This is a genomic window from Pseudomonas sp. AMR01, assembly GCF_041946035.1.
Classification (GTDB): Bacteria; Pseudomonadota; Gammaproteobacteria; order Pseudomonadales; family Pseudomonadaceae; genus Aquipseudomonas; species Aquipseudomonas antarctica_B.
In genome coordinates this window covers 317492-336297 of the sequence record NZ_JAUTYR010000003.1, presented here as the reverse complement: position 1 = coordinate 336297, position 18806 = coordinate 317492, and the positions used below count along the sequence as shown (strand labels likewise).

Annotated in this window: 20 protein-coding genes; 8 read left to right on the top strand and 12 right to left on the bottom strand. The window is 60.7% G+C overall.

Annotated elements, in window-relative coordinates:
* Positions 1-122: 122 nt before the first annotated feature.
* The gene (locus tag Q7C20_RS05060) at positions 123-1052 is read right to left on the bottom strand and encodes a zinc ABC transporter substrate-binding protein (RefSeq protein WP_375065956.1); all 930 of its coding nucleotides are present in this window, start codon (positions 1050-1052) and stop codon (positions 123-125) included.
* Between the two features lie 58 nt (positions 1053-1110).
* On the opposite strand from Q7C20_RS05060, the gene zur reads away from it, so the two are divergent.
* From zur to Q7C20_RS05040, 4 genes are read left to right on the top strand one after another with little or no spacing between them, the layout of a single operon-like run.
* Positions 1111-1593 carry a zinc uptake transcriptional repressor Zur gene (gene zur / locus Q7C20_RS05055; protein WP_375065954.1) on the top strand — a complete coding sequence of 161 codons (483 nt, stop codon included), beginning with the start codon at positions 1111-1113 and terminating at the stop codon, positions 1591-1593.
* On the top strand, positions 1593-2378 hold the full coding sequence (gene znuC / locus Q7C20_RS05050) for a zinc ABC transporter ATP-binding protein ZnuC (protein ID WP_375065952.1): 786 nt from the start codon (positions 1593-1595) through the stop codon (positions 2376-2378). The genes zur and znuC overlap by 1 nt, the downstream gene beginning before the upstream one ends.
* Positions 2371-3159, top strand: a complete 789-nt coding sequence (gene znuB, locus Q7C20_RS05045) for a zinc ABC transporter permease subunit ZnuB (protein WP_375065950.1) — start codon at positions 2371-2373, stop codon at positions 3157-3159. Before znuC ends, znuB begins: the two co-directional genes overlap by 8 nt.
* Positions 3160-3196: 37 nt before the next feature.
* The gene (locus Q7C20_RS05040) at positions 3197-3916 is read left to right on the top strand and encodes a PA5502 family lipoprotein (RefSeq protein WP_348054686.1); all 720 of its coding nucleotides are present in this window, start codon (positions 3197-3199) and stop codon (positions 3914-3916) included.
* A 103-nt stretch (positions 3917-4019) separates the two neighbouring features.
* On the opposite strand, the gene katE is transcribed toward Q7C20_RS05040, so the two are convergent.
* Positions 4020-6161 (bottom strand): catalase HPII, encoded by a 2142-nt coding sequence (gene katE, locus Q7C20_RS05035; RefSeq protein WP_375065948.1) that lies wholly within the window; start codon positions 6159-6161, stop codon positions 4020-4022.
* Positions 6162-6427: 266 nt separating this feature from the next.
* Between katE and Q7C20_RS05030 the strand changes: the two genes are divergently transcribed.
* From Q7C20_RS05030 to Q7C20_RS05020, 3 genes are read left to right on the top strand one after another with little or no spacing between them, the layout of a single operon-like run.
* Positions 6428-7435, top strand: a complete 1008-nt coding sequence (locus Q7C20_RS05030; protein ID WP_375065946.1) for a methionine ABC transporter ATP-binding protein — start codon at positions 6428-6430, stop codon at positions 7433-7435.
* Entirely contained in the window at positions 7435-8109 is a 675-nt protein-coding gene (locus tag Q7C20_RS05025; RefSeq protein ID WP_375065944.1) for a methionine ABC transporter permease, read from the top strand. Before Q7C20_RS05030 ends, Q7C20_RS05025 begins: the two co-directional genes overlap by 1 nt.
* A 49-nt stretch (positions 8110-8158) precedes the next feature.
* A complete protein-coding gene (locus Q7C20_RS05020) occupies positions 8159-8929 on the top strand; it encodes a MetQ/NlpA family ABC transporter substrate-binding protein (protein WP_375065942.1) in 771 nt (256 codons plus the stop codon).
* Between the two features lie 148 nt (positions 8930-9077).
* On the opposite strand, the gene Q7C20_RS05015 is transcribed toward Q7C20_RS05020, so the two are convergent.
* From Q7C20_RS05015 to Q7C20_RS04990, 6 genes are all read right to left on the bottom strand, one after another.
* Positions 9078-9434: a Bro-N domain-containing protein gene (locus tag Q7C20_RS05015; protein ID WP_375065940.1), complete on the bottom strand. Its 357-nt coding sequence runs from the start codon at positions 9432-9434 to the stop codon at positions 9078-9080.
* 441 nt (positions 9435-9875) lie between these two features.
* On the bottom strand, positions 9876-10511 hold the full coding sequence (locus Q7C20_RS05010) for an SCO family protein (RefSeq protein WP_375065938.1): 636 nt from the start codon (positions 10509-10511) through the stop codon (positions 9876-9878).
* Positions 10508-11407, bottom strand: a complete 900-nt coding sequence (cyoE, locus tag Q7C20_RS05005) for a heme o synthase (protein ID WP_375065936.1) — start codon at positions 11405-11407, stop codon at positions 10508-10510. The genes Q7C20_RS05010 and cyoE overlap by 4 nt, the downstream gene beginning before the upstream one ends.
* A complete protein-coding gene (locus tag Q7C20_RS05000; protein ID WP_375065934.1) occupies positions 11395-12474 on the bottom strand; it encodes a heme A synthase in 1080 nt (359 codons plus the stop codon). Before Q7C20_RS05000 ends, cyoE begins: the two co-directional genes overlap by 13 nt.
* 10 nt (positions 12475-12484) lie before the next feature.
* A complete protein-coding gene (locus tag Q7C20_RS04995; RefSeq protein ID WP_375065932.1) occupies positions 12485-13069 on the bottom strand; it encodes a hypothetical protein in 585 nt (194 codons plus the stop codon).
* Positions 13035-13799: an SURF1 family protein gene (locus tag Q7C20_RS04990; protein ID WP_375065930.1), complete on the bottom strand. Its 765-nt coding sequence runs from the start codon at positions 13797-13799 to the stop codon at positions 13035-13037. Before Q7C20_RS04990 ends, Q7C20_RS04995 begins: the two co-directional genes overlap by 35 nt.
* A gap of 44 nt (positions 13800-13843) precedes the next feature.
* On the opposite strand from Q7C20_RS04990, the gene Q7C20_RS04985 reads away from it, so the two are divergent.
* Positions 13844-14044, top strand: a complete 201-nt coding sequence (locus tag Q7C20_RS04985) for a twin transmembrane helix small protein (protein WP_375065928.1) — start codon at positions 13844-13846, stop codon at positions 14042-14044.
* Between the two features lie 9 nt (positions 14045-14053).
* Here the strand turns inward: Q7C20_RS04985 and Q7C20_RS04980 are convergent, their stop codons facing one another.
* From Q7C20_RS04980 to coxB, 4 genes are all read right to left on the bottom strand, one after another.
* Positions 14054-14941, bottom strand: coding sequence for a cytochrome c oxidase subunit 3 (locus Q7C20_RS04980; protein ID WP_375065926.1), 888 nt, complete (start codon positions 14939-14941; stop codon positions 14054-14056).
* 35 nt (positions 14942-14976) lie between these two features.
* Complete coding sequence (locus Q7C20_RS04975; RefSeq protein ID WP_375065924.1) at positions 14977-15528, bottom strand: cytochrome c oxidase assembly protein; 552 nt, start codon at positions 15526-15528, stop codon at positions 14977-14979.
* Between the two features lie 144 nt (positions 15529-15672).
* Positions 15673-17259 (bottom strand): cytochrome c oxidase subunit I, encoded by a 1587-nt coding sequence (ctaD, locus tag Q7C20_RS04970; RefSeq protein WP_348054698.1) that lies wholly within the window; start codon positions 17257-17259, stop codon positions 15673-15675.
* A 58-nt stretch (positions 17260-17317) separates the two neighbouring features.
* Complete coding sequence (gene coxB / locus Q7C20_RS04965; RefSeq protein WP_375065921.1) at positions 17318-18445, bottom strand: cytochrome c oxidase subunit II; 1128 nt, start codon at positions 18443-18445, stop codon at positions 17318-17320.
* Positions 18446-18806: the final 361 nt, after the last annotated feature.

Genomic DNA, 18806 nt, shown 5'->3' with positions numbered 1-18806 from the left:
GTTTCAGTGGCGGTTGGCCCTCTAACCCACACCCCTCCGCGTTCATTGTGGGCGGTGGCTTGCCGGCTATTGCGTGGTCCCCGCACACCCCGCTACCGCCGCCAAGCCAGCTCCCACAGGGATTACAATGATTCCAGGCAACCGGCCAAGTCATTCCCCAACTTCTCCAGCACCTGCTCATAACCCTGCGCCGTGGCCGGGGTGTAACCGCCCAGCGCATCCAGCTCCGCCAGTTTCACCGGCAGGCCAGCCACCAGGGTCTCGGCCAAGCGTGGACGCAACGGCGGCTCGCTGAACACACAAGTCTTGCCGACTTCCTGCAGTCGGGTGCGCATCGCCGCCACGTGCTGGGCGCCGGGCTGCACTTCGGCGGCAACACTGAACACGCCGGTATGTTTCAGCCCGTAAGCGTCTTCGAAATAATCAAAGGCTTCGTGGAACACGAAGTAAGGCTTGTCGCCCACCACCGCCAGACGCGCCTTCAAACGCGCATCTAACGCGTCCAGCCGCTCATCGAACGCCTTGACGTTGCTCTGATAACGCGCAGCGTTGGTGGGGTCTGCCGCACTCAGGTCAGCCGCCATACGCGCTGCGATCACCCGCGCGTTCACGGTCGACAGCCACAAATGCGCATCCAGGCTGCCTGGGCGGTGATCGTGGTCATGTTCGTCGGCCTCATCGGCATGCGAGTGGCTGTCTTCAGCGAAACGGCGCAATTTCATCCCCGGCAGGTCCTGCACGGCTACCGTCGGCAGGCTGCGGCCCTTCAGTACACGCGGCAGAAAGGTTTCCATGTCCGGGCCGATCCAATACAGCAGGTCTACCGACTGCACGCGCCGTACGTCGGATGGCCGCAAGGCATAGTTATGCGGCGACGCGCCCGGTGGCAACAGCACCTCCGGAACCGCCACGCCGTCCTGCACAGCGGCGGCGATGAGCTGCAATGGCTTGATGCTGGTCAGCACTTTAACCTCGGCCTGAGCGGCGCCCGCGATGAACAAACTGGTGACAAATATGACAAAAACGGGAAAAAGTCGGGACACGATGACCACTCAATGGCGTAGGAACGGGTAACATAATAACGTCTCTATCAAATATCTGTCGCCGCTCATGCCTAAAACACCGCTTGCCAGCCGTCCCCATGACCACTCTCACTGCGTGCACACCGCGCTGTCGGAGGCCGATGCGCTGTGCTTGCGCCAAGGCCTGCGGCTGACCGCTTTGCGTCGGCGCGTGCTGGAATTGGTGTGGCAGAGCCACAAGCCACTGGGTGCCTACGACATTCTCGGCGTACTCAGTGAGCAAGACGGCCGCCGCGCCGCGCCGCCGACCGTGTACCGCGCGCTGGATTTCCTGCTGGAAAACGGCTTTGTACATCGCATCGCATCGCTCAACGCCTTCGTCGGCTGCAACCACCCGGAGCACGCGCACCAGGGCCAGTTCCTGATATGCCGCGAATGCCACGCCGCCATCGAGCTTGAACAAAAAAGCATCAGCGACGCCATCATCAAAAGCTCGACCGAAGTCGGCTTCAAGGTCGAAGGGCAAACGGTCGAAGTGGTCGGCCTGTGCTCGGGTTGCCAGGGGGCTTGATGAGAGATGCGTTAATCCGCCTGGAACAGGTTGGGGTCACGTTCGCGGGGCAAAACGTGCTGGACAACATCGCGCTAAGCGTGGAGCCGGGGCAAATTGTCACGCTGATCGGCCCGAACGGCGCTGGCAAAACGACGCTGGTGCGTGCCGTACTCGGCTTGCTCAAACCGGACACCGGCAGCGTGTGGCGCAAACCCAGGCTGCGTGTCGGTTACATGCCGCAAAAACTGCACGTGGACCCGACGCTGCCGCTGTCAGTTTTGCGCTTTTTGCGCCTGGTGCCCGGCGTAGACCGCGCCCGCGCCCAGTCGGCGCTCAAGGAAGTCGGCGCCGAACAGGTGATCGACAGCCCGGTGCAAAGCATCTCCGGCGGCGAAATGCAGCGCGTGCTGCTGGCCCGCGCCCTGTTGCGCGAGCCGGAACTGCTGGTGCTCGATGAACCCGTGCAAGGCGTCGACGTCGCCGGCCAGGCCGAGCTGTACAGCCTGATCACGCGCCTGCGCGACCGCCATGGCTGCGGCGTGCTGATGGTCTCCCACGACCTGCACCTGGTAATGAGCACCACCGACCAGGTGGTGTGCCTGAACCGTCACGTGTGCTGCTCCGGCCACCCGGAACAGGTCAGTGGCGACCCGGCGTTCGTCGAGCTGTTCGGCAAGAACGCCCAAAGCCTGGCGATTTACCACCACCATCACGACCACGCCCATGACCTGCATGGCGCCGTCGTTGACGATCCCGCAGCACCCCATTCCCACGTCCATGGAGACACCTGCAAGCATGGCTGATTTTCTGCTCTACGCCCTGCTGGCAGGCTTGGCTTTGGCATTGGTGGCGGGCCCGTTGGGCTCGTTTGTGGTGTGGCGACGCATGGCTTACTTCGGCGACACGTTGTCGCACGCTGCGCTATTGGGCGTGGCCATGGGCTTTTTGCTCGACGTGAGCCCAACCATCGCCGTGACCGTGGGCTGCCTGTTGCTGGCGGTGCTGCTGGTAACCCTGCAACAGCGCCAGCCGCTGGCCTCCGACACCTTGCTGGGCATTCTCGCGCCCAGCACCTTATCGTTGGGCCTGGTGGTGCTGAGCTTCATGCACGAAGTGCGCATCGACCTGATGGCCTATCTGTTTGGCGATCTGCTGGCGATCAGCCCGACGGACCTTGCGTGGATCCTCGGTGGCAGCGCCGCCGTGCTGGTGCTGCTCGTGGCCCTGTGGCGCCCGCTGCTGGCGATCACCGTGCATGAAGAGCTGGCCACCGTGGAAGGCATGCCCGTGCCGGCGCTGCGCATGACCCTGATGCTGTTGATCGCCGTGGTGATTGCTGTCGCGATGAAGATTGTCGGCGTATTGTTGATCACGTCGCTGCTGATCATTCCCGCCGCCGCCGCCCAGCGCCACGCCCGTTCACCGGAGCAAATGGCCATCGGCGCCAGCCTCTTGGGGATGCTCGCAGTATGCGGGGGCCTGGCGTTGTCCTGGTTCAAGGACACGCCAGCGGGGCCATCGATTGTGGTTACGGCGGCCGCCCTGTTTCTGCTGAGTTTTGTTCTGCCCCGTCGAGGGGTGTAGACTTGCTCGCTTTTTGCGCAAATAGAGAGTCGCAGGAATGAAGCTGTTCACCTCCCGTTATCTGCTCCTTGCCGCATTTTCCCTGCTGCTTGGCGCCTGTCAAAGCACACCGCCCGCCGCCCCAGTGGTGCAGGACGCTCGTGCTGCGGCCATCGCGCAGCTGGAGCAAAACCTGGCCAGCAGTGAGCTGGCCACCGCCGAAGACGAATTGGCCACCCTGCAAGCGCAGACGCCAAACGACCCGGCGCTGGAGACTTACCAGCGCCAATTGGCCGAAGCCTACCTGCAGCGCAGCCAGATCGTGCTGCAAAAAGGTGACGTCAACGCCGCCGCCACCGCCTTGAGCCGCGCCCGCGCACTCATGCCCAAAGCGCCTGCGCTGACCGGCGGCGTAAACAGCGCCATCAGCCACGCCCGTAAAGCCGAGCTGGACCAAGCGGAAGCGGCCTTGAAGGCTGCCGAAGCCAGGCCTGCGGCCAAGGTCATCGACCCGGCGGCTGAAAGCACCACTGTCGCGCTAAACCTCACCGATATTGAAGAACTTCGCCATCAACTGGATGCGATCGCCACCGATGTGGTGAATTACAAATGCGATGTGAGTATCCAGGCGCCGCGCACCGAGGATTACCCGTGGTTGGCCACGTTGCTGACCAAACGGGTGAAAAGAATTGATTCGGGATATGACTTGAAAATTCACCGGCAAATTTTGAAACACATCCCGGCGCAAGTCGTGCTGATACCGCGCAAAACCGAGTAACGGCATTCGCGAGCAAGCCCGCTCCCACATTTTGAATGTATTCACAAATCAAAATGTGGGAGCGGGCTTGCTCGCGAAGACGGCTTAAAAGACAACCACTGACTTAAGCCGGAATCGCCTTGGCCTTAGCCTCGCGATCCCAAACCCGATGCTGGCCAATCGCAGCAAAGAATGCCTTGAACGCCTTGGCATCCGCCCCCACGATCAACCCCGCATCCGCCTCAAGCTTCAGCAGGTCCAGCAATGGCTCCACATCCGGGGCAACCGCAATCGCCTTCAGGTGCTTGTAAGCCTCCAGCACGTAATGCAACGCCACGCCATCACCGCTCAAGGCCTGCACCGACTTGGCACCGCCCGGGATAAACACCGCGTCGAACGCAATGGACGGCATACCTTCCATCGACGCATCCACGGGCAGGGTCTTGCCATCGGCAGTCGTCACTGGCGCCGACGTTGGCCCCAGCAGCTTGGCATGGGCACCTTCGGCCTGAAGCGCCTTCTTCAACGCATCAATTGCCGCGCCATCCACGCCATTGGCCGCCAGGATCGCAACCTTGCGAGTCTTGATGTCACCCGGCAGCAAATTGGCCTGGCTCAGCGCAGGCGAACGCTCAGGTTGAGTCTTGAGTTCTGGCACTGTGCCTTTGGTTGGCGCTGGCAGCCCGAGGTTCTGCGCAACGCGCTTGGCCAGCTCCAGGTCGATGTTGGCCAGAATCTCGTTGACCTGACGCGCGCGAATATACTCACGCTCAACCTTGCCCAGCTCAAAGCTGTACGCGGCAATGATGTGCTCTTGCTCGTGCTTGCTCATGCTGCGGAAGAACAAACGCGCCTGGGAGAAGTGGTCGCCGAACGACTCACTGCGCTCACGCACCTTTTGGGCGTCGATACGCTCGTGATACGACTCAAAACCACCGTCCTGCGCAGCAGGCGGGGTTTCTTTCGGCCAGCCACCATCAATCGAGTTCGGCTCGTAAGCTGCGCGGCCTTTATCGATGCTGGTGCGGTGCATGGCATCGCGCTGGTTGTTATGGAACGGCACAACCGGCTGGTTGATCGGCAACTGGTGAAAGTTCGGGCCGCCCAGTCGGCTGATCTGCGTATCGGTGTAGGAAAACAGCCGACCTTGCAGCAGCGGATCATTGGAGAAGTCGATACCCGGCACGATGTGGCCAGGGCAGAACGCCACCTGTTCCACTTCAGCAAAGAAGTTGTCCGGGTTGCGGTTAAGCACCATCTTGCCCAGCGGCGTGATCGGCACCAGTTCTTCTGGGATCAGCTTGGTAGGGTCAAGGATGTCGAAGTCGAATGCGTGCTCCTTGTCCTCAGGAATGACCTGCACACCCAGTTCCCACTCTGGGTAGTCGCCCATCTCGATGGCTTCCCACAGATCACGACGGTGGTAGTCGGTATCTTTACCGGCAAGCTTTTGCGCTTCGTCCCACACCAGCGAGCAAGTACCGGCAGTAGGGCGCCAGTGGAATTTGACGAAGTTGGACTGACCTTCGGCATTGATCAGGCGGAAGGTGTGCACACCAAAGCCTTGCATGCTGCGCAAGCTTTTTGGAATCGCGCGGTCAGACATGGCCCAAATGACCATATGCGCCGATTCCGGCTGCAGCGAGACGAAATCCCAGAACGTGTCGTGAGCCGAACCGCCCGTAGGAATTTCGTTGTGCGGCTCAGGTTTTACCGCGTGCACGAAGTCAGGAAACTTGATCGCGTCCTGAATGAAAAATACCGGCATGTTGTTGCCGACCAGGTCGAAGTTGCCTTCTTCGGTGAAGAACTTCACGGCAAAGCCGCGCACGTCACGCACCGTATCGCCGGAGCCACGTGGGCCCTGCACGGTGGAAAAACGCGTAAACACCGGGGTTTTGTGGCCCGGGTCGCGCAGGAAGCCGGCTTTAGTCAGCGCGGAATGGTTTTCATAGGTCTGGAAATAGCCATGAGCACCGGTGCCACGTGCATGCACGATGCGTTCTGGAATGCGCTCATGGTCAAAGTGCGTGATTTTTTCACGCATGATGAAATCTTCGAGTAGCGACGGGCCACGGGCGCCGACCTTCAAGGTGTTCTGATTGTCAGAAATTTTCACACCCTGGTTGGTGCGCAGCGCCTGGCCGGTCGCGTCTGAACGAAACTCCTCCAGGGCCTGCAGCTTGGCGTTGGTATTGCCACGGTCCAGGGTGTCGGTGCCCGCAAGTTCACTTTTCGGCGGGGTAGCTGGCTTCTTGGTACTCATCAGACAAAACTCCTTTTTTCAAATTGGCCAGAGCAGTGCCTGGCTCGTTTGAGCAAACACCCAGGCACGGCACCCGGGAAATTGAGTTGCTTATGTAGTGACTGATGAGGTTTTGGGCCGTTCCTTTTTTATGACCTTTGATCGCGTTATTGCCAAATCGAAGGTGGAACGCGAAATAAATGCTAAATAACGCTATACGGACAGGCTAAAATGCGCACCCGGCTAACCGCTGATCCCTTTTCCATGCGCCCCACAAGGTTCGCTACGTGATCGAGTTTCATAACGTCCATAAAACCTACCGCGTCGCCGGTAAGGATATTCCCGCCCTGCACCCTACAAGCCTGCGCGTAGAAAACGGCCAGGTGTTTGGCCTGATCGGCCACTCGGGTGCGGGTAAAAGCACCCTGCTGCGCCTGATCAACCGCCTCGAAGAACCGAGTGGCGGCCAGATCACTGTCGACGGCGAGGAAGTCACCGCGCTCGACGCCAATGGCCTGCGCCGATTCCGCCAGCAAGTCGGGATGATCTTCCAGCACTTCAACCTGCTGGCCTCCAAGACCGTTGCCGACAACGTGGCGCTGCCGCTGACCCTCGCTGGCGAATTGTCGCGCAAGGAAATCGACCAACGCGTGGCTGAATTGCTCGCCCGCGTCGGCCTGTCAGACCACGCCAAAAAGTACCCGGCGCAGTTGTCCGGCGGCCAGAAGCAGCGCGTCGGCATCGCCCGCGCCCTGGCAACCAAGCCCAAGATTCTGCTGTGTGACGAGGCCACCAGCGCCCTCGACCCGCAGACCACAGCCTCGGTGCTCAAATTGCTGGCCGAGATCAACCGCGAGTTGAAGCTGACCATCGTGCTGATCACCCATGAAATGGACGTCATCCGCCGCGTCTGCGACCAAGTGGCGGTGATGGATGCTGGCGTGATCGTCGAGCAAGGCTCGGTGGCCGACGTGTTCCTGCACCCGCAGCACCCGACGACCAAACGCTTTGTGCAAGAAGCCGAGCAGGTCGATGAAGGTGAACAGCATGATGTGTTCGCCCATGTGCCGGGCCGTATCGTGCGCCTGACGTTCCAGGGCGAAGCGACCTACGCGCCACTGTTGGGTACCGTCGCCCGTGAAACGGGGGTGGACTACAGCATCCTGGCCGGTCGCATCGACCACATCAAAGACACCCCTTATGGGCAACTGACCCTCGCCGTGACCGGCGGGGACATGGATGCCGCTTTCGCCCGCTTTACCGCGGCAGACGTCCACATGGAGGTACTGCGCTAATGGACGTTTTCTTGAGTTTCTTCGCCAATATCGACTGGTCGGAAATCTGGCTCGCCACCGGCGACACCATGACCATGCTGTTCGGCTCGTTGCTGTTCACTGTGCTGCTCGGCCTGCCGCTGGGCGTGTTGTTGTTCCTGTGCAGCCCCCGCCAACTGTTCGAACAAAAAGGCCTGTACGCCTTACTGTCGCTGATCGTGAACATCCTGCGCTCGCTGCCGTTCATCATTTTGTTGATCGTGATGATCCCGTTCACCGTACTGATCACCGGCACTTCGCTGGGTGTGGCGGGCGCGATTCCGCCGCTGGTCGTGGGCGCCACACCGTTCTTTGCGCGACTGGTGGAAACCGCCTTGCGCGAAGTGGACCGCGGCATCATCGAAGCCACCCAGTCGATGGGCGCCACGACGCGCCAGATCATCACCAACGCCTTGCTGCCGGAAGCCCGCCCCGGCATCTTCGCAGCAATTACGGTGACGGCGATTACACTGGTTTCCTACACGGCCATGGCCGGTGTCGTCGGCGCCGGTGGCTTGGGTGACCTGGCGATTCGCTTTGGTTACCAGCGCTTCCAGACCGATGTGATGGTAGTCACGGTGGTGATGCTGTTGATCCTGGTGCAAATTCTGCAAACCGTCGGCGACAAGCTGGTGGTGCACTTTTCTCGAAAATAACGGCCAAGGCCGGCCCCCGCCGGCCCTGCCCGAACAAGGAGCTTGTTGGATGAAAAAACTACTGGTTGCTTTCGCCGCCGTTGCCGCGTTCTCCGCCCACGCCGAGACCATCACCGTCGCTGCGTCGCCTGTGCCCCACGCAGAAATCCTCGAATTCGTGAAACCTGCGCTGGCCAAAGAAGGCGTGGACCTGCAAATCAAAGTCTTCACCGACTACGTGCAACCCAACGTACAGGTGGCTGAAAAACGTCTGGACGCCAACTTCTTCCAGCACCAGCCGTACCTGGATGAGTTCAACAAGGCCAAGGGCACTCACCTGGTGAGCGTCGGCGCCGTGCACCTGGAACCCCTGGGCGCTTACTCCAGCAAGTACAAAACCCTGGCCGAGCTACCAAGCGGTGCCAACGTCGTAATCCCGAACGACGCCACCAACGGCGGCCGCGCGCTGTTGCTGCTGGCCAAGAACGGCCTGATCACCCTGAAGGACCCGACTAACATTCTGTCGACCATCAAGGACATCACCGGCAACCCGAAAAACCTGAAGTTCCGCGAACTGGAAGCCGCCACGCTGCCACGCGTGCTGACCCAGGTCGACCTGGCGCTGATCAACACCAACTACGCGCTGGAAGCCAAACTGGACCCGTCCAAAGACGCCCTGGTGATCGAAGGCAGCGACTCGCCTTACGTGAACATCCTGGTCACCCGCGAAGACAACAAGGATTCGGACGCCGTGAAGAAGCTGGTAGCCGCCCTGCACACGCCTGAAGTGAAGACATTCATCGAAGAGAAGTACAAAGGCGCGATCAAGCCGGCGTTCTGATGTAACTCGACCTCCCAAACACCGGAGATCAAAAATGTGGGAGGGGGCTTGCTCCCGATAGCAGAGTGTCAGTCGATGCATAAGTTGACTGATCTACCGCTATCGGGAGCAAGCCCCCTCCCACATTTGTTTTGTGGTGCTGGTGGAATCAGGCCAGCACACTTGCCTGCTGTTCAGCGCGCAAAGCCGGCACTACCTCGTGGGTGAGCCACTGCCGCAAGCAGCGGTTTTCCGGGTAGTAGTGATAGATAAGTAGCGCATAAACGCCGGACTCGCTGACCATCAAGGTCGGCGCCGCATGGCCGTGGGTGATCAGGGGCAGGATTTGCTGTTGGTCGGGATCGAGCTTGCGCAGTAACGCGGGGTTGAGGTGCAAGCCCATCAGGCGGCCGATGTCACTGGCGCTGAACCAGGGCTGGGCGTCGATCAGCACGGCGTGCAGTTGGTGGTGGTGGCGGGTGAAGACTTTGGGATTTACCGGTGGATCTGGGGTAAGTGCTTGCATGGTCTGGCTCCTAACGTATCAAGGGACCGCCAAGCACTACTTCCACGTAATGGGTGGCGGCTGTACGCAGGTGTGGAAGACCGGGACGTTAGGCACCCGGCGCACTCGAAAGCGCCCCGCGCACAGCCACCAAAAAACTCAGACAAGAAAAAGCGCCTGACACTAGGTGGCGCTTTGTGCGCCTAACGATATAAGGGCTTCCACACCCTGTCACTGAATTTGCAGCGACAGGGCAAAGACTAGCCACCCAAGACCGCCCAACAAGTTCACGCACGGCGCCACAACGTGCAGGAAATGTCCGACGACTCGATATTCAAACCTTGCACAAAACCACTGTGGGAGCTGGCTTGCCTGCGATGGCGGTGGGTCAGTCAGCCTATTAGCCACTGATGCACCGCCATCGCAGGCAAGCCAGCTCCCACATTTGTTTTGTGTTGGTCTTTATTTACGCTGCAGCAGCACCGGCAACTGCACCACCAGCTTTTGGTTATTCAGCGGCGCACGAATAAACCCGCGCTGCGTGCCGTCCGGGCCGATGAGCGCCAGGTTGCCGCTGTGGTCCACGGTGTAGTTCGGTTTGCTGGTGTCGGCGGGAATGAACGGGATGCTCACCGCATTCGAAACCTTCTGCACATCGGCCACATTCGCGCCGGTCAGGCCTTCGAACTGCGGGTCGAAGTAGCCCAGGTATTGCTTGAGCTGCGCCGGGGTGTCGCGGTTCGGGTCGACGCTGACCAGGATCACTTGCAGCTTGTCCACCACGTCTTTCGGCAGCTCGCTCTTGATCTGGCGCAGTTGGGCGAGGGTGGTGGGGCAGATGTCCGGGCAGAAGGTATAGCCGAAGAACAGCAGGCTCCATTTGCCCTTCAACTCGTTGACCACCACCGGCTGGCCGTCTTGATTGGTCATGGTCACCGGCGGCAGCTGGCGGCTTTGCGGCAGCAGGATAATGCCGGCGTCGATCAGCGCGGTGGGGTCGCCCTGGCCTTTGCCCGAGAGCACTTTGTTGACGGTCAGGCCCATGATCAACGCGACGATGGCCACCAGGATAAACACGGTTTTTTGAGTTCGGGTCATAGGTTCAACAGTAAGTAGTGGTCTACGAGCAGCGCGATAAACAGCAAAAGCAGGTACCAGATAGAGTACTTGAAGGTGTTGATCGCCGCGTGCGGCTGGGTGCCACGGTACAGCACGCAGGCCCATTGCAGAAAGCGTGCGCCCAACACCAGCGCGCACGCGAGGTAGAGCAGGCCGCTCATGTGGATGACGTAAGGCATCAGGCTCACCGCCAGCAGGGCGAAGGTGTAGAGCAGGATATGCACCTTGGTGTAGTGCTCGCCGTGGGTAACCGGCAGCATCGGGATGTCGGCCTTGGCGTATTCCTCTTTGCGGTGAATGGCCAGCGCCCAGAAGTGCGGCGGGGTCCAGGCGAAGATGATCAGCACCAGCAGCAGCGGCTCGGCGCTGACGTGGCCGGTGACGGCGACCCAGCCCAGCAACGGCGGTGCGGCACCGGCGAGGCCACCGATAACGATGTTTTGCGGCGTCGCGCGCTTGAGAAAGCCGGTGTAGATCACGGCGTACCCGAGCAGCGAGGCCAGCGTCAGCCAGGCCGCCAACGGGTTGGTAAACGCCAGCAACAGGGCCAAACCTGAAACAGCCAGAAACAAAGCAAAGGCCAGTGCAGCCAGCGGCGATACGCGCCCCTGCGCCATCGGCCGCTTTTGCGTGCGCGCCATTACCGCATCGATGCGCCGGTCCACCACATGGTTGACCACCGCCGCGCCGCCGGCACACAGCGCTATCCCCAAATTGCCGAAAATCAACACCGGCCACGGCACCCCGGCGCGGGTGGCGAGGAACATGCCCACCAACGAGGTGATGAGCATCAGCACCACCACTTTCGGCTTGGTCAACTCCACATAGTCACGCCAGATCGCCTGGCGGTGATGCGCGCCGATCAAGGTCGCCATGGCATCTCTCCTTTAAGGGTGATGAGGCCCGATACGTGTTTACGCGGGATAAAGCGCCAGCCGAAGCGCGACTGGTTGCGCACCCGAACCAGGCTGGTGCGCGCGTGGTAGTTGACCAGCACCAGGCTCAGCAGCAACGCGGCGCCGCCTGCGTTATGCGCCACGGCGACGGGCAGTGGCAGATGGAAATACACATTGCTCAGGCCCAGGCAGAGCTGCGCGGCGAGGGCGATCAGCAGCAGGCCTGCCAGGCGCGTCATGCCGACCAGCTTGAGCTGCCACGCCAGGCCCAACAGCACCAACGTGACAATCACCGCGCCAACGCGGTGGGTGAGGTGAATCGCCGTGCGCGCTTCGCTGTCGAGTTGCCCGCCGAGGTAATTCGGACCGATGTGCTGAGTGAGGTGAAACCCGTTGGCAAAATCCGCCGCCGGCCACCATTCCCCATGACAGGTTGGCAAGTCGATACAAGCCACCGCCGCATAGTTGGAACTGACCCAGCCGCCCAATGCAATCTGGCCGATCACCAACACCAGACCCGCCGTCGCCCAATATTGCAGGCGCTTGGGCACGATCAGCGCGGGCAGCACGCCAGACAACCTCAGGGTCAGCAGAAACAACAAACTCAAGGTCGCAAAGCCGCCCAGCAGATGGCCCGTCACCACCTGCGGCCACAGCTTCAGCGTCACCGTCCACATGCCGAACGCCGCCTGGGCAACCACCACTGCCAACACAAACAGCGGCAGCTTCACCGGCTGACCAGGGTCGCGCCGATGGCTCCAGGAACGCGCCGCCAATAGCAAAATCAGCAACCCCAAGGCGCCGGCGAAATAGCGATGCGTCATCTCGGCCCAGCCTTTGCCGGCCTCCACCGGCGTGTCCGGAAAATGCAGCTCGGCATGGGCCAACTGGGCTTCGCTTTGCGGCACGCTGATAAAGCCATAGCAGCCGGGCCAGTCCGGGCAGCCGAGGCCGGCGTGAGTGAGGCGCGTGTAGGCACCGAGCAACACGACGATCAGCGCCAGCAAGGTGGCAAACAACGCGAGGCGAAATCCAGGTTTGGCCATGACGATGCCCTTATCCGATGTTCGACAGTTTCAGCAGCATGCGCAGGTCGTTGAGCAAGTCCTTGCCCTTGACCCTGGCGTCGTAGCGCAGCACCAGGTTGCCGTGGGGGTCGACGATCCACAGTTGTGCATCGCCCGGCGCGGCGGCGCCTTTGGTGAAAGTCGACAGGTCCAGCGGGTAGCGTTGCAGTTGCGGGTATTCAGCCTTGAGCCTGGTCTCGTAAGCCGTGCTCACAGGCGTCGCGCTGGCCAAGGCGTGGCTGGCGCGGGAAGCATCGCGGCCCAGGCCGATTTGCAGCTGGCGGGCCAGATACACCAACTGCTGGCACTCGGCGGCGCAGGCGGCGGGCGCGGTGACCAGCAACTGCCAGCGCTGTTCATCGGCCTGCACGCCAATGTCGGCGCGGGTCTGGCCATTGCCGATCATCACGCCGTGGTAGCTGCGGCTGTCCGGCACCCAGAACTGCAGCTTGTACATGAAGGTGGCCAGCGCCATCGGGCCGATCACCATCATCAGGATCAGAATCAGTTGCCAGCGGCCCTTACGCCGATCAGGCGCGTCAGACATGTTGAGTGGATTTGTGGCCACGCCCATGGTGCGTCTCCTTGTTGTTATGCCGTCCGAGGTAGAGGTACAGCGCGAGCAGCGCCAGCGACATGGCGAACCACTGCACGGCGTACCCCATGTGCTTTTCCGGGCCCATGGCGACCACCGCCCAAGTGGTGTCGTACGTGCCGGGGCCGGCTTCGGCGCGTAGCTCGTAGGCGAACCCGCTGCGGCCTAATTCTGCCCACAGCGCGGCGGGGTGCAGAGCGGTGAGCAGACGCGGCCATTGCGCACTGGCAGGGTCGGCGTGCAACTGGAAGGTTTCGCCGGGCGCGACGTAGACCCACGCGTCGAGGTTCACCGGTTGATCCGGGGTGGTGAAGGCGGGTGGCGTGCGCCGGTCGGGCCACGGCAACCAGCCGCGATTGAGCAACAGCCACTGGCCGCTGGCCTGGTCGTGGAAGGGTTGCAACAGCTCTACACCGGCTTTGCCGTCACGCAGGCGGTTGTCGAGTAATACGCTGTGTTCGGCGTCGAATTGGCCGCGCAGGCGAACCCGGCGAAATGCCGGGTCGGTCATGTCGTTGAGCTGCGCACTGCTGATGGGGGCCGCCACGCGACGTTCGGCATAACTGTCCACCAGCCGTTGTTTTTCCTGGCCGCGCGACAGTTGCCAGAAGCCCATGCCGACCATCAACGGCAGCAGAATCATCACCACCACTGTCGGTGCAATGCCTGGACGAAAGCGTTTCATGGCGCTGGCTATACTTGTTTTCATTGCCCGCCCATCCCTCTCCATTCCTAAAGCCGGGAACCTGAACCATGCTCAAAGCAGCCATTGCCCTGATGCTGATCGCGACTGTCGTGAGCCTGTTCAGTGGCTTGTTCTTTTTGGTTAAGGACGAGGGCAACTCCAACCGCCTCGTCACTGCCTTGACCGTGCGTGTGGTGCTGGCCGTGATCACCGTGGCCTTGATTGCCTGGGGCTTTTTCAGCGGCCAGTTGGTATCTCATGCGCCCTGATAGAAAGCCTCACAGCACATAAACGAAAAAAAACAGCCCGATCCACACCACGTCCACAAAGTGCCAATACCAACTGGCTGCCTCGAAACCGAACTGGTGCTCGTTGTTGAAATGCCCTTTGAGGACGCGCATCAGCATCACAAACAAAATGATCGTGCCGATGGTCACGTGGGCGCCGTGGAAACCGGTGAGCATGAAAAACGTCGCGCCATACACGCCGGAGCCGAGGGTCAGGCCCAGCTCTTTGTAAGCGTGGATGTACTCTTCGGCCTGAAAGCCCAGGAATGCCCAGCCCAGCAGCACGGTAATCGCCAGCCAGATCTTCAACGCGCCGCGATGGCCCTTGCGCAACGCATGGTGAGCGAGGGTGATGGTCACGCTGGAGCTGACCAGCAGAATCGTGTTGATCAGCGGCAGCCCCCAGGGGCTGATCGTGCCTGCGGGTGCGGGGTACAGTTTTGGATCAGGGTTATTCAGCAGCGGCCAGGCAAACTCGAAGTTCGGCCACAACATGTGCGCGATGCCTTTGGAGCCTTCGCCCGCCAGCCACGGCGCCGACATGTGCCGCACGTAAAACAGTGCACCGAAAAACGCGATAAAGAACATCACTTCGGAAAAAATGAACCAGCTCATGCCCCAGCGGAAGGAGCGGTCCATTTGCGAACTGTACAAACCGGCGCGACTTTCCTTGATCACCGCGCCGAACCAGCCGAAAAGCATGTAGGCCAGCAGCAGCCCGCCGACGAAAAAGATCCACGGCCCGTGGGATTCCGGGCGTGCGGCCTTCAGGTCGTTGAACCACACGGCCAGCCCATACACGGTGACCAGCAGGCCAATCGTGGCAATTATCGGCCATTTGCTTTGCGCTGGTACGTAGTACGTATCATGAGACGACATGTATTCGCTCTCCTGATTGAGGGGGCAAACAGTAGCTAGCCCCCGGTGCGAACAGCCACCGGCGGTTGGCGCGCAGTGATATCAAACAGCGTGTACGCCAGGGTTAAATGCTTCACAGCCTCTGGCATGTCGCGGTCGACAATAAAACGCACCGGCATTTCGATGCGCTGACCTGGCTGCAGCACTTGCTGGGTGAAGCAGAAGCATTCGGTCTTGTGGAAATACATCGCCGCTTCGGCCGGGGAAATGCTCGGTACGGCCTGAGCCGTCATGACTTTGTCGGTCGGGTTGTAGGCCACGAACAGCATCTCGGTGACCGCGCCGGGGTTGACCAGCACTTCGTCGGCCTTGGCGTGAAACTCCCACACCATGTCGATGGCATTGGTCGACAGGAACTGCACCCGCACCTGGCGCGAAAGGTCGACGATCTGTGAGCCCTCATATTGCCCGGCGGTCTTGCCGTTGATGCCGAAGGCTTTGCACATCACGTCGTAGATCGGCACCAGGGCGAAGCCGAAGGCGAACATGGCGACCACCAGGATCAGCAGGCGAGTGACGAGGCGTTTGAGGGGCACTGACTCAGCCATAACGCCCACCTCGCTTGTGATTTTCTGTGGGAGCTGGCTTGCCTGCGATAGCGGTGTGCCAGGCACCGAATCCACCCACTGTCAGGCCCTCATCGCAGGCAAGCCAGCTCCCACAGGAGACCGAGTTGGCCTGCATCAGAGTGTTCACTTGACCTCCGGCGGCGTAGTAAACGTGTGATACGGCGCCGGCGAAGGCACGCTCCATTCCAAGCCTTCTGCGCCATCCCACGGCTTGGCTGGCGCAGGCGGGCCGCCTCGGATGCACTTGATCACGATGAACAGGAAGAAGATCTGCGTGGCGCCAAACATGAACGCGCCAATCGAGGAGACCATGTTGAAGTCGGCGAACTGCAGGTTGTAGTCCGGCACCCGGCGCGGCATGCCGGCCAGCCCCACGAAGTGCATCGGGAAGAACGCCATGTTCATGCCCACGAAAGACAGCCAGAAGTGCAGCTTGCCGAGGGTTTCGTCGTACATGTGGCCGGTCCATTTCGGCAGCCAGTAGTAGGCCGAGGCGAAGATGCCGAAGATCGCGCCGGGCACCAGTACGTAATGGAAATGCGCCACTACAAAGTAGGTGTCGTGGTACTGGAAGTCCGCCGGGGCAATCGCCAGCATCAGCCCGGAAAAGCCGCCGATGGTGAACAGAATCACAAAGGCCACGGCAAACAGCATCGGCGTCTCGAAGGTCAGCGAGCCTTGCCACATGGTGCTGACCCAGTTGAATACTTTCACCCCGGTCGGCACCGCGATCAGCAGCGTGGCGTACATGAAGAACAACTCGCCCACCAGCGGAATGCCGACCACGAACATGTGGTGCGCCCACACGATGAACGACAGAAACGCGATGCTCGCCGTGGCGTAGACCATGGAGGTGTAGCCGAACAGCGGTTTGCGCGAGAAGGTCGGGATAATCGCGCTGACGGCGCCGAAGGCCGGCAGGATCATGATGTACACCTCGGGGTGGCCGAAGAACCAGAACACATGCTGGAACAACACCGGGTCACCGCCGCCGGCTGCACTGAAAAAGCTGGTACCGAAGTGGATGTCCATCAGCATCATGGTCACGCAACCCGCCAGAACCGGCATTACCGCGATCAACAGGAAGGCGGTGATCAGCCAGGTCCAGACGAACAGCGGCATCTTCATCAAGGTCATGCCCGGCGCGCGCAGGTTGAGGATGGTGGCGACCACGTTGATCGCGCCCATGATCGAACTGATGCCCATCAGGTGGATGGCAAAAATGAAGAAGGTCACACTCTCCGGCGCGTAGGTAGTGGAGAGCGGCGCGTAGAAGGTCCAGCCGAAATTCGGCCCGCCGCCGGGGCTGAACAAGGTGGAAACCAATAGCAGGAACGCCGCCGGCAGCAGCCAGAAGCTGAAGTTGTTCATGCGCGGCAGGGCCATGTCCGGCGCGCCGATCATCAGCGGGATCATCCAGTTGGCCAGCCCGACAAACGCCGGCATCACCGCACCAAACACCATGATCAGGCCATGCATGGTGGTCATCTGGTTGAAGAACGCCGGCTCGACGATTTGCAGGCCGGGCTGGAACAGCTCGGCGCGGATCACCATGGCGAACGAGCCGCCGAGCAGGAACATGGTGAAGGCGAACCACAGGTACATCGTGCCGATGTCTTTGTGGTTGGTGGTCAACACCCAGCGCATCAGGCCCTTCGCGGGCCCGTGGGCATGGTCGGCGTGACCATGGTCATCGATCACAGTGCTCATGGCCGTTCTCCTGCACGCGAGTGGGCGGGGCGACTCAGGGCATACGCAATGAAGGTCATCATTTGCTCTCCGCCTGTTTCAGGGCCAGCACGTCTTTGGGCGTGACCATGTCGCCTTTGTTGTTGCCCCAGGCGTTGCGTTCGTAGGTCACCACGGCGGCAATATCCACTTCCGAGAGCTGTTTGCCGAACGCCGCCATGGCGGTGCCCGGCTTGCCGTGGAAGACGATGCTCAGGTGGCCTTCTTTGGGTCCGGTCGCGATTTTCGAACCCTTGAGCGCCGGAAACATCGGCGGCAGGCCCTGGCCCTCAGCCTGGTGACAGGCCACGCAGGCGGTGTGGTAAACCTTGTCGCCACGGGCGACCAGTTCTTCCAGCGTCCACTCTTTGGAGGTCAGTTCCTTGAGCTTGGCGGCGTCTGCCTTGCGCTCGCCAAGCCAGGCGTCGTAGTCGGCCCTGGATTTGACCTCGACCACAATCGGCATGAACCCGTGGTCCTTGCCGCACAGCTCGGCGCACTGGCCACGGTAGATGCCCGGCTTCTCGACGCGGGTCCAGGCCTCGTTGACGAACCCGGGAATGGCGTCACGCTTGACCGCAAAGGCCGGCACCCACCAGGAGTGGATCACGTCGGCGGCGGTCACCAGGAAGCGCACCTTGGCGCCCACCGGCAAAACCAGCGGCTCATCGACTTCCAGCAGGTAATGCTCGCCTTTAACGGCCTGGTTATGGATCTGCTCGGCGGGCGTGGCCAGGTTGCTGAAGAACTCCACGTCCTGGCCCAGGTATTTGTAATGCCACTTCCACTGATAGCCAGTGACCTGGATATCGATATCCGACTCACTGCTGTCGTAGATGTTGATCAGGGTTTTGGTCGCCGGAATCGCCATGGCCACCAGGATCAGCAGGGGAACCACAGTCCAGAGGATTTCCACGGTGGTGCTCTCGTGGAATTTGGCCGCGACCTGGCCCGTGGACCGGCGGTGCAGGATCATCGACCAGAACATCGCGCCAAACACGACAATGCCGATCACCACACAAATCCAGAAAATGGTCATGTGCAGGTCAAACACGGCGTGACTGACTTCAGTCGCCCCTGGCGCCATATTCGTTGTCCAGGCGGCGTGCGCCTGGCCGAATACCGACCACAACAGGAGGCCCATCCAAACGTGTGGATGTCGCGTCATTGCGAGTTCCCCTTTATGTTTCTTGTTATCCCGCCGGTTTGCACCTGCGGCGAAGGGAGCGGCTTCCATACTGCTTACAACCGCCAAGCTTTGCCTGCGTCATGCAGTTGGGCGTCATCAGCTAATTGCCTACAAACCCGAGTATAGACAGCGCCTGCAACCCCGCAATGTGTAGGGGCAAATGAGCTAAAACAGACCAGAGGGCCTAATAAAACCGGATGCGGAAACGTTTATCCGACGAACAATGGCAATTCGATATAACACCGTTGCATAACCATGAAATAATTATGACAAATGCGTCTTAAGGGCTCGTATAAACGAGCTACCTTATCCCCTCTCGTTTCCTACGCCTGTTTCACTG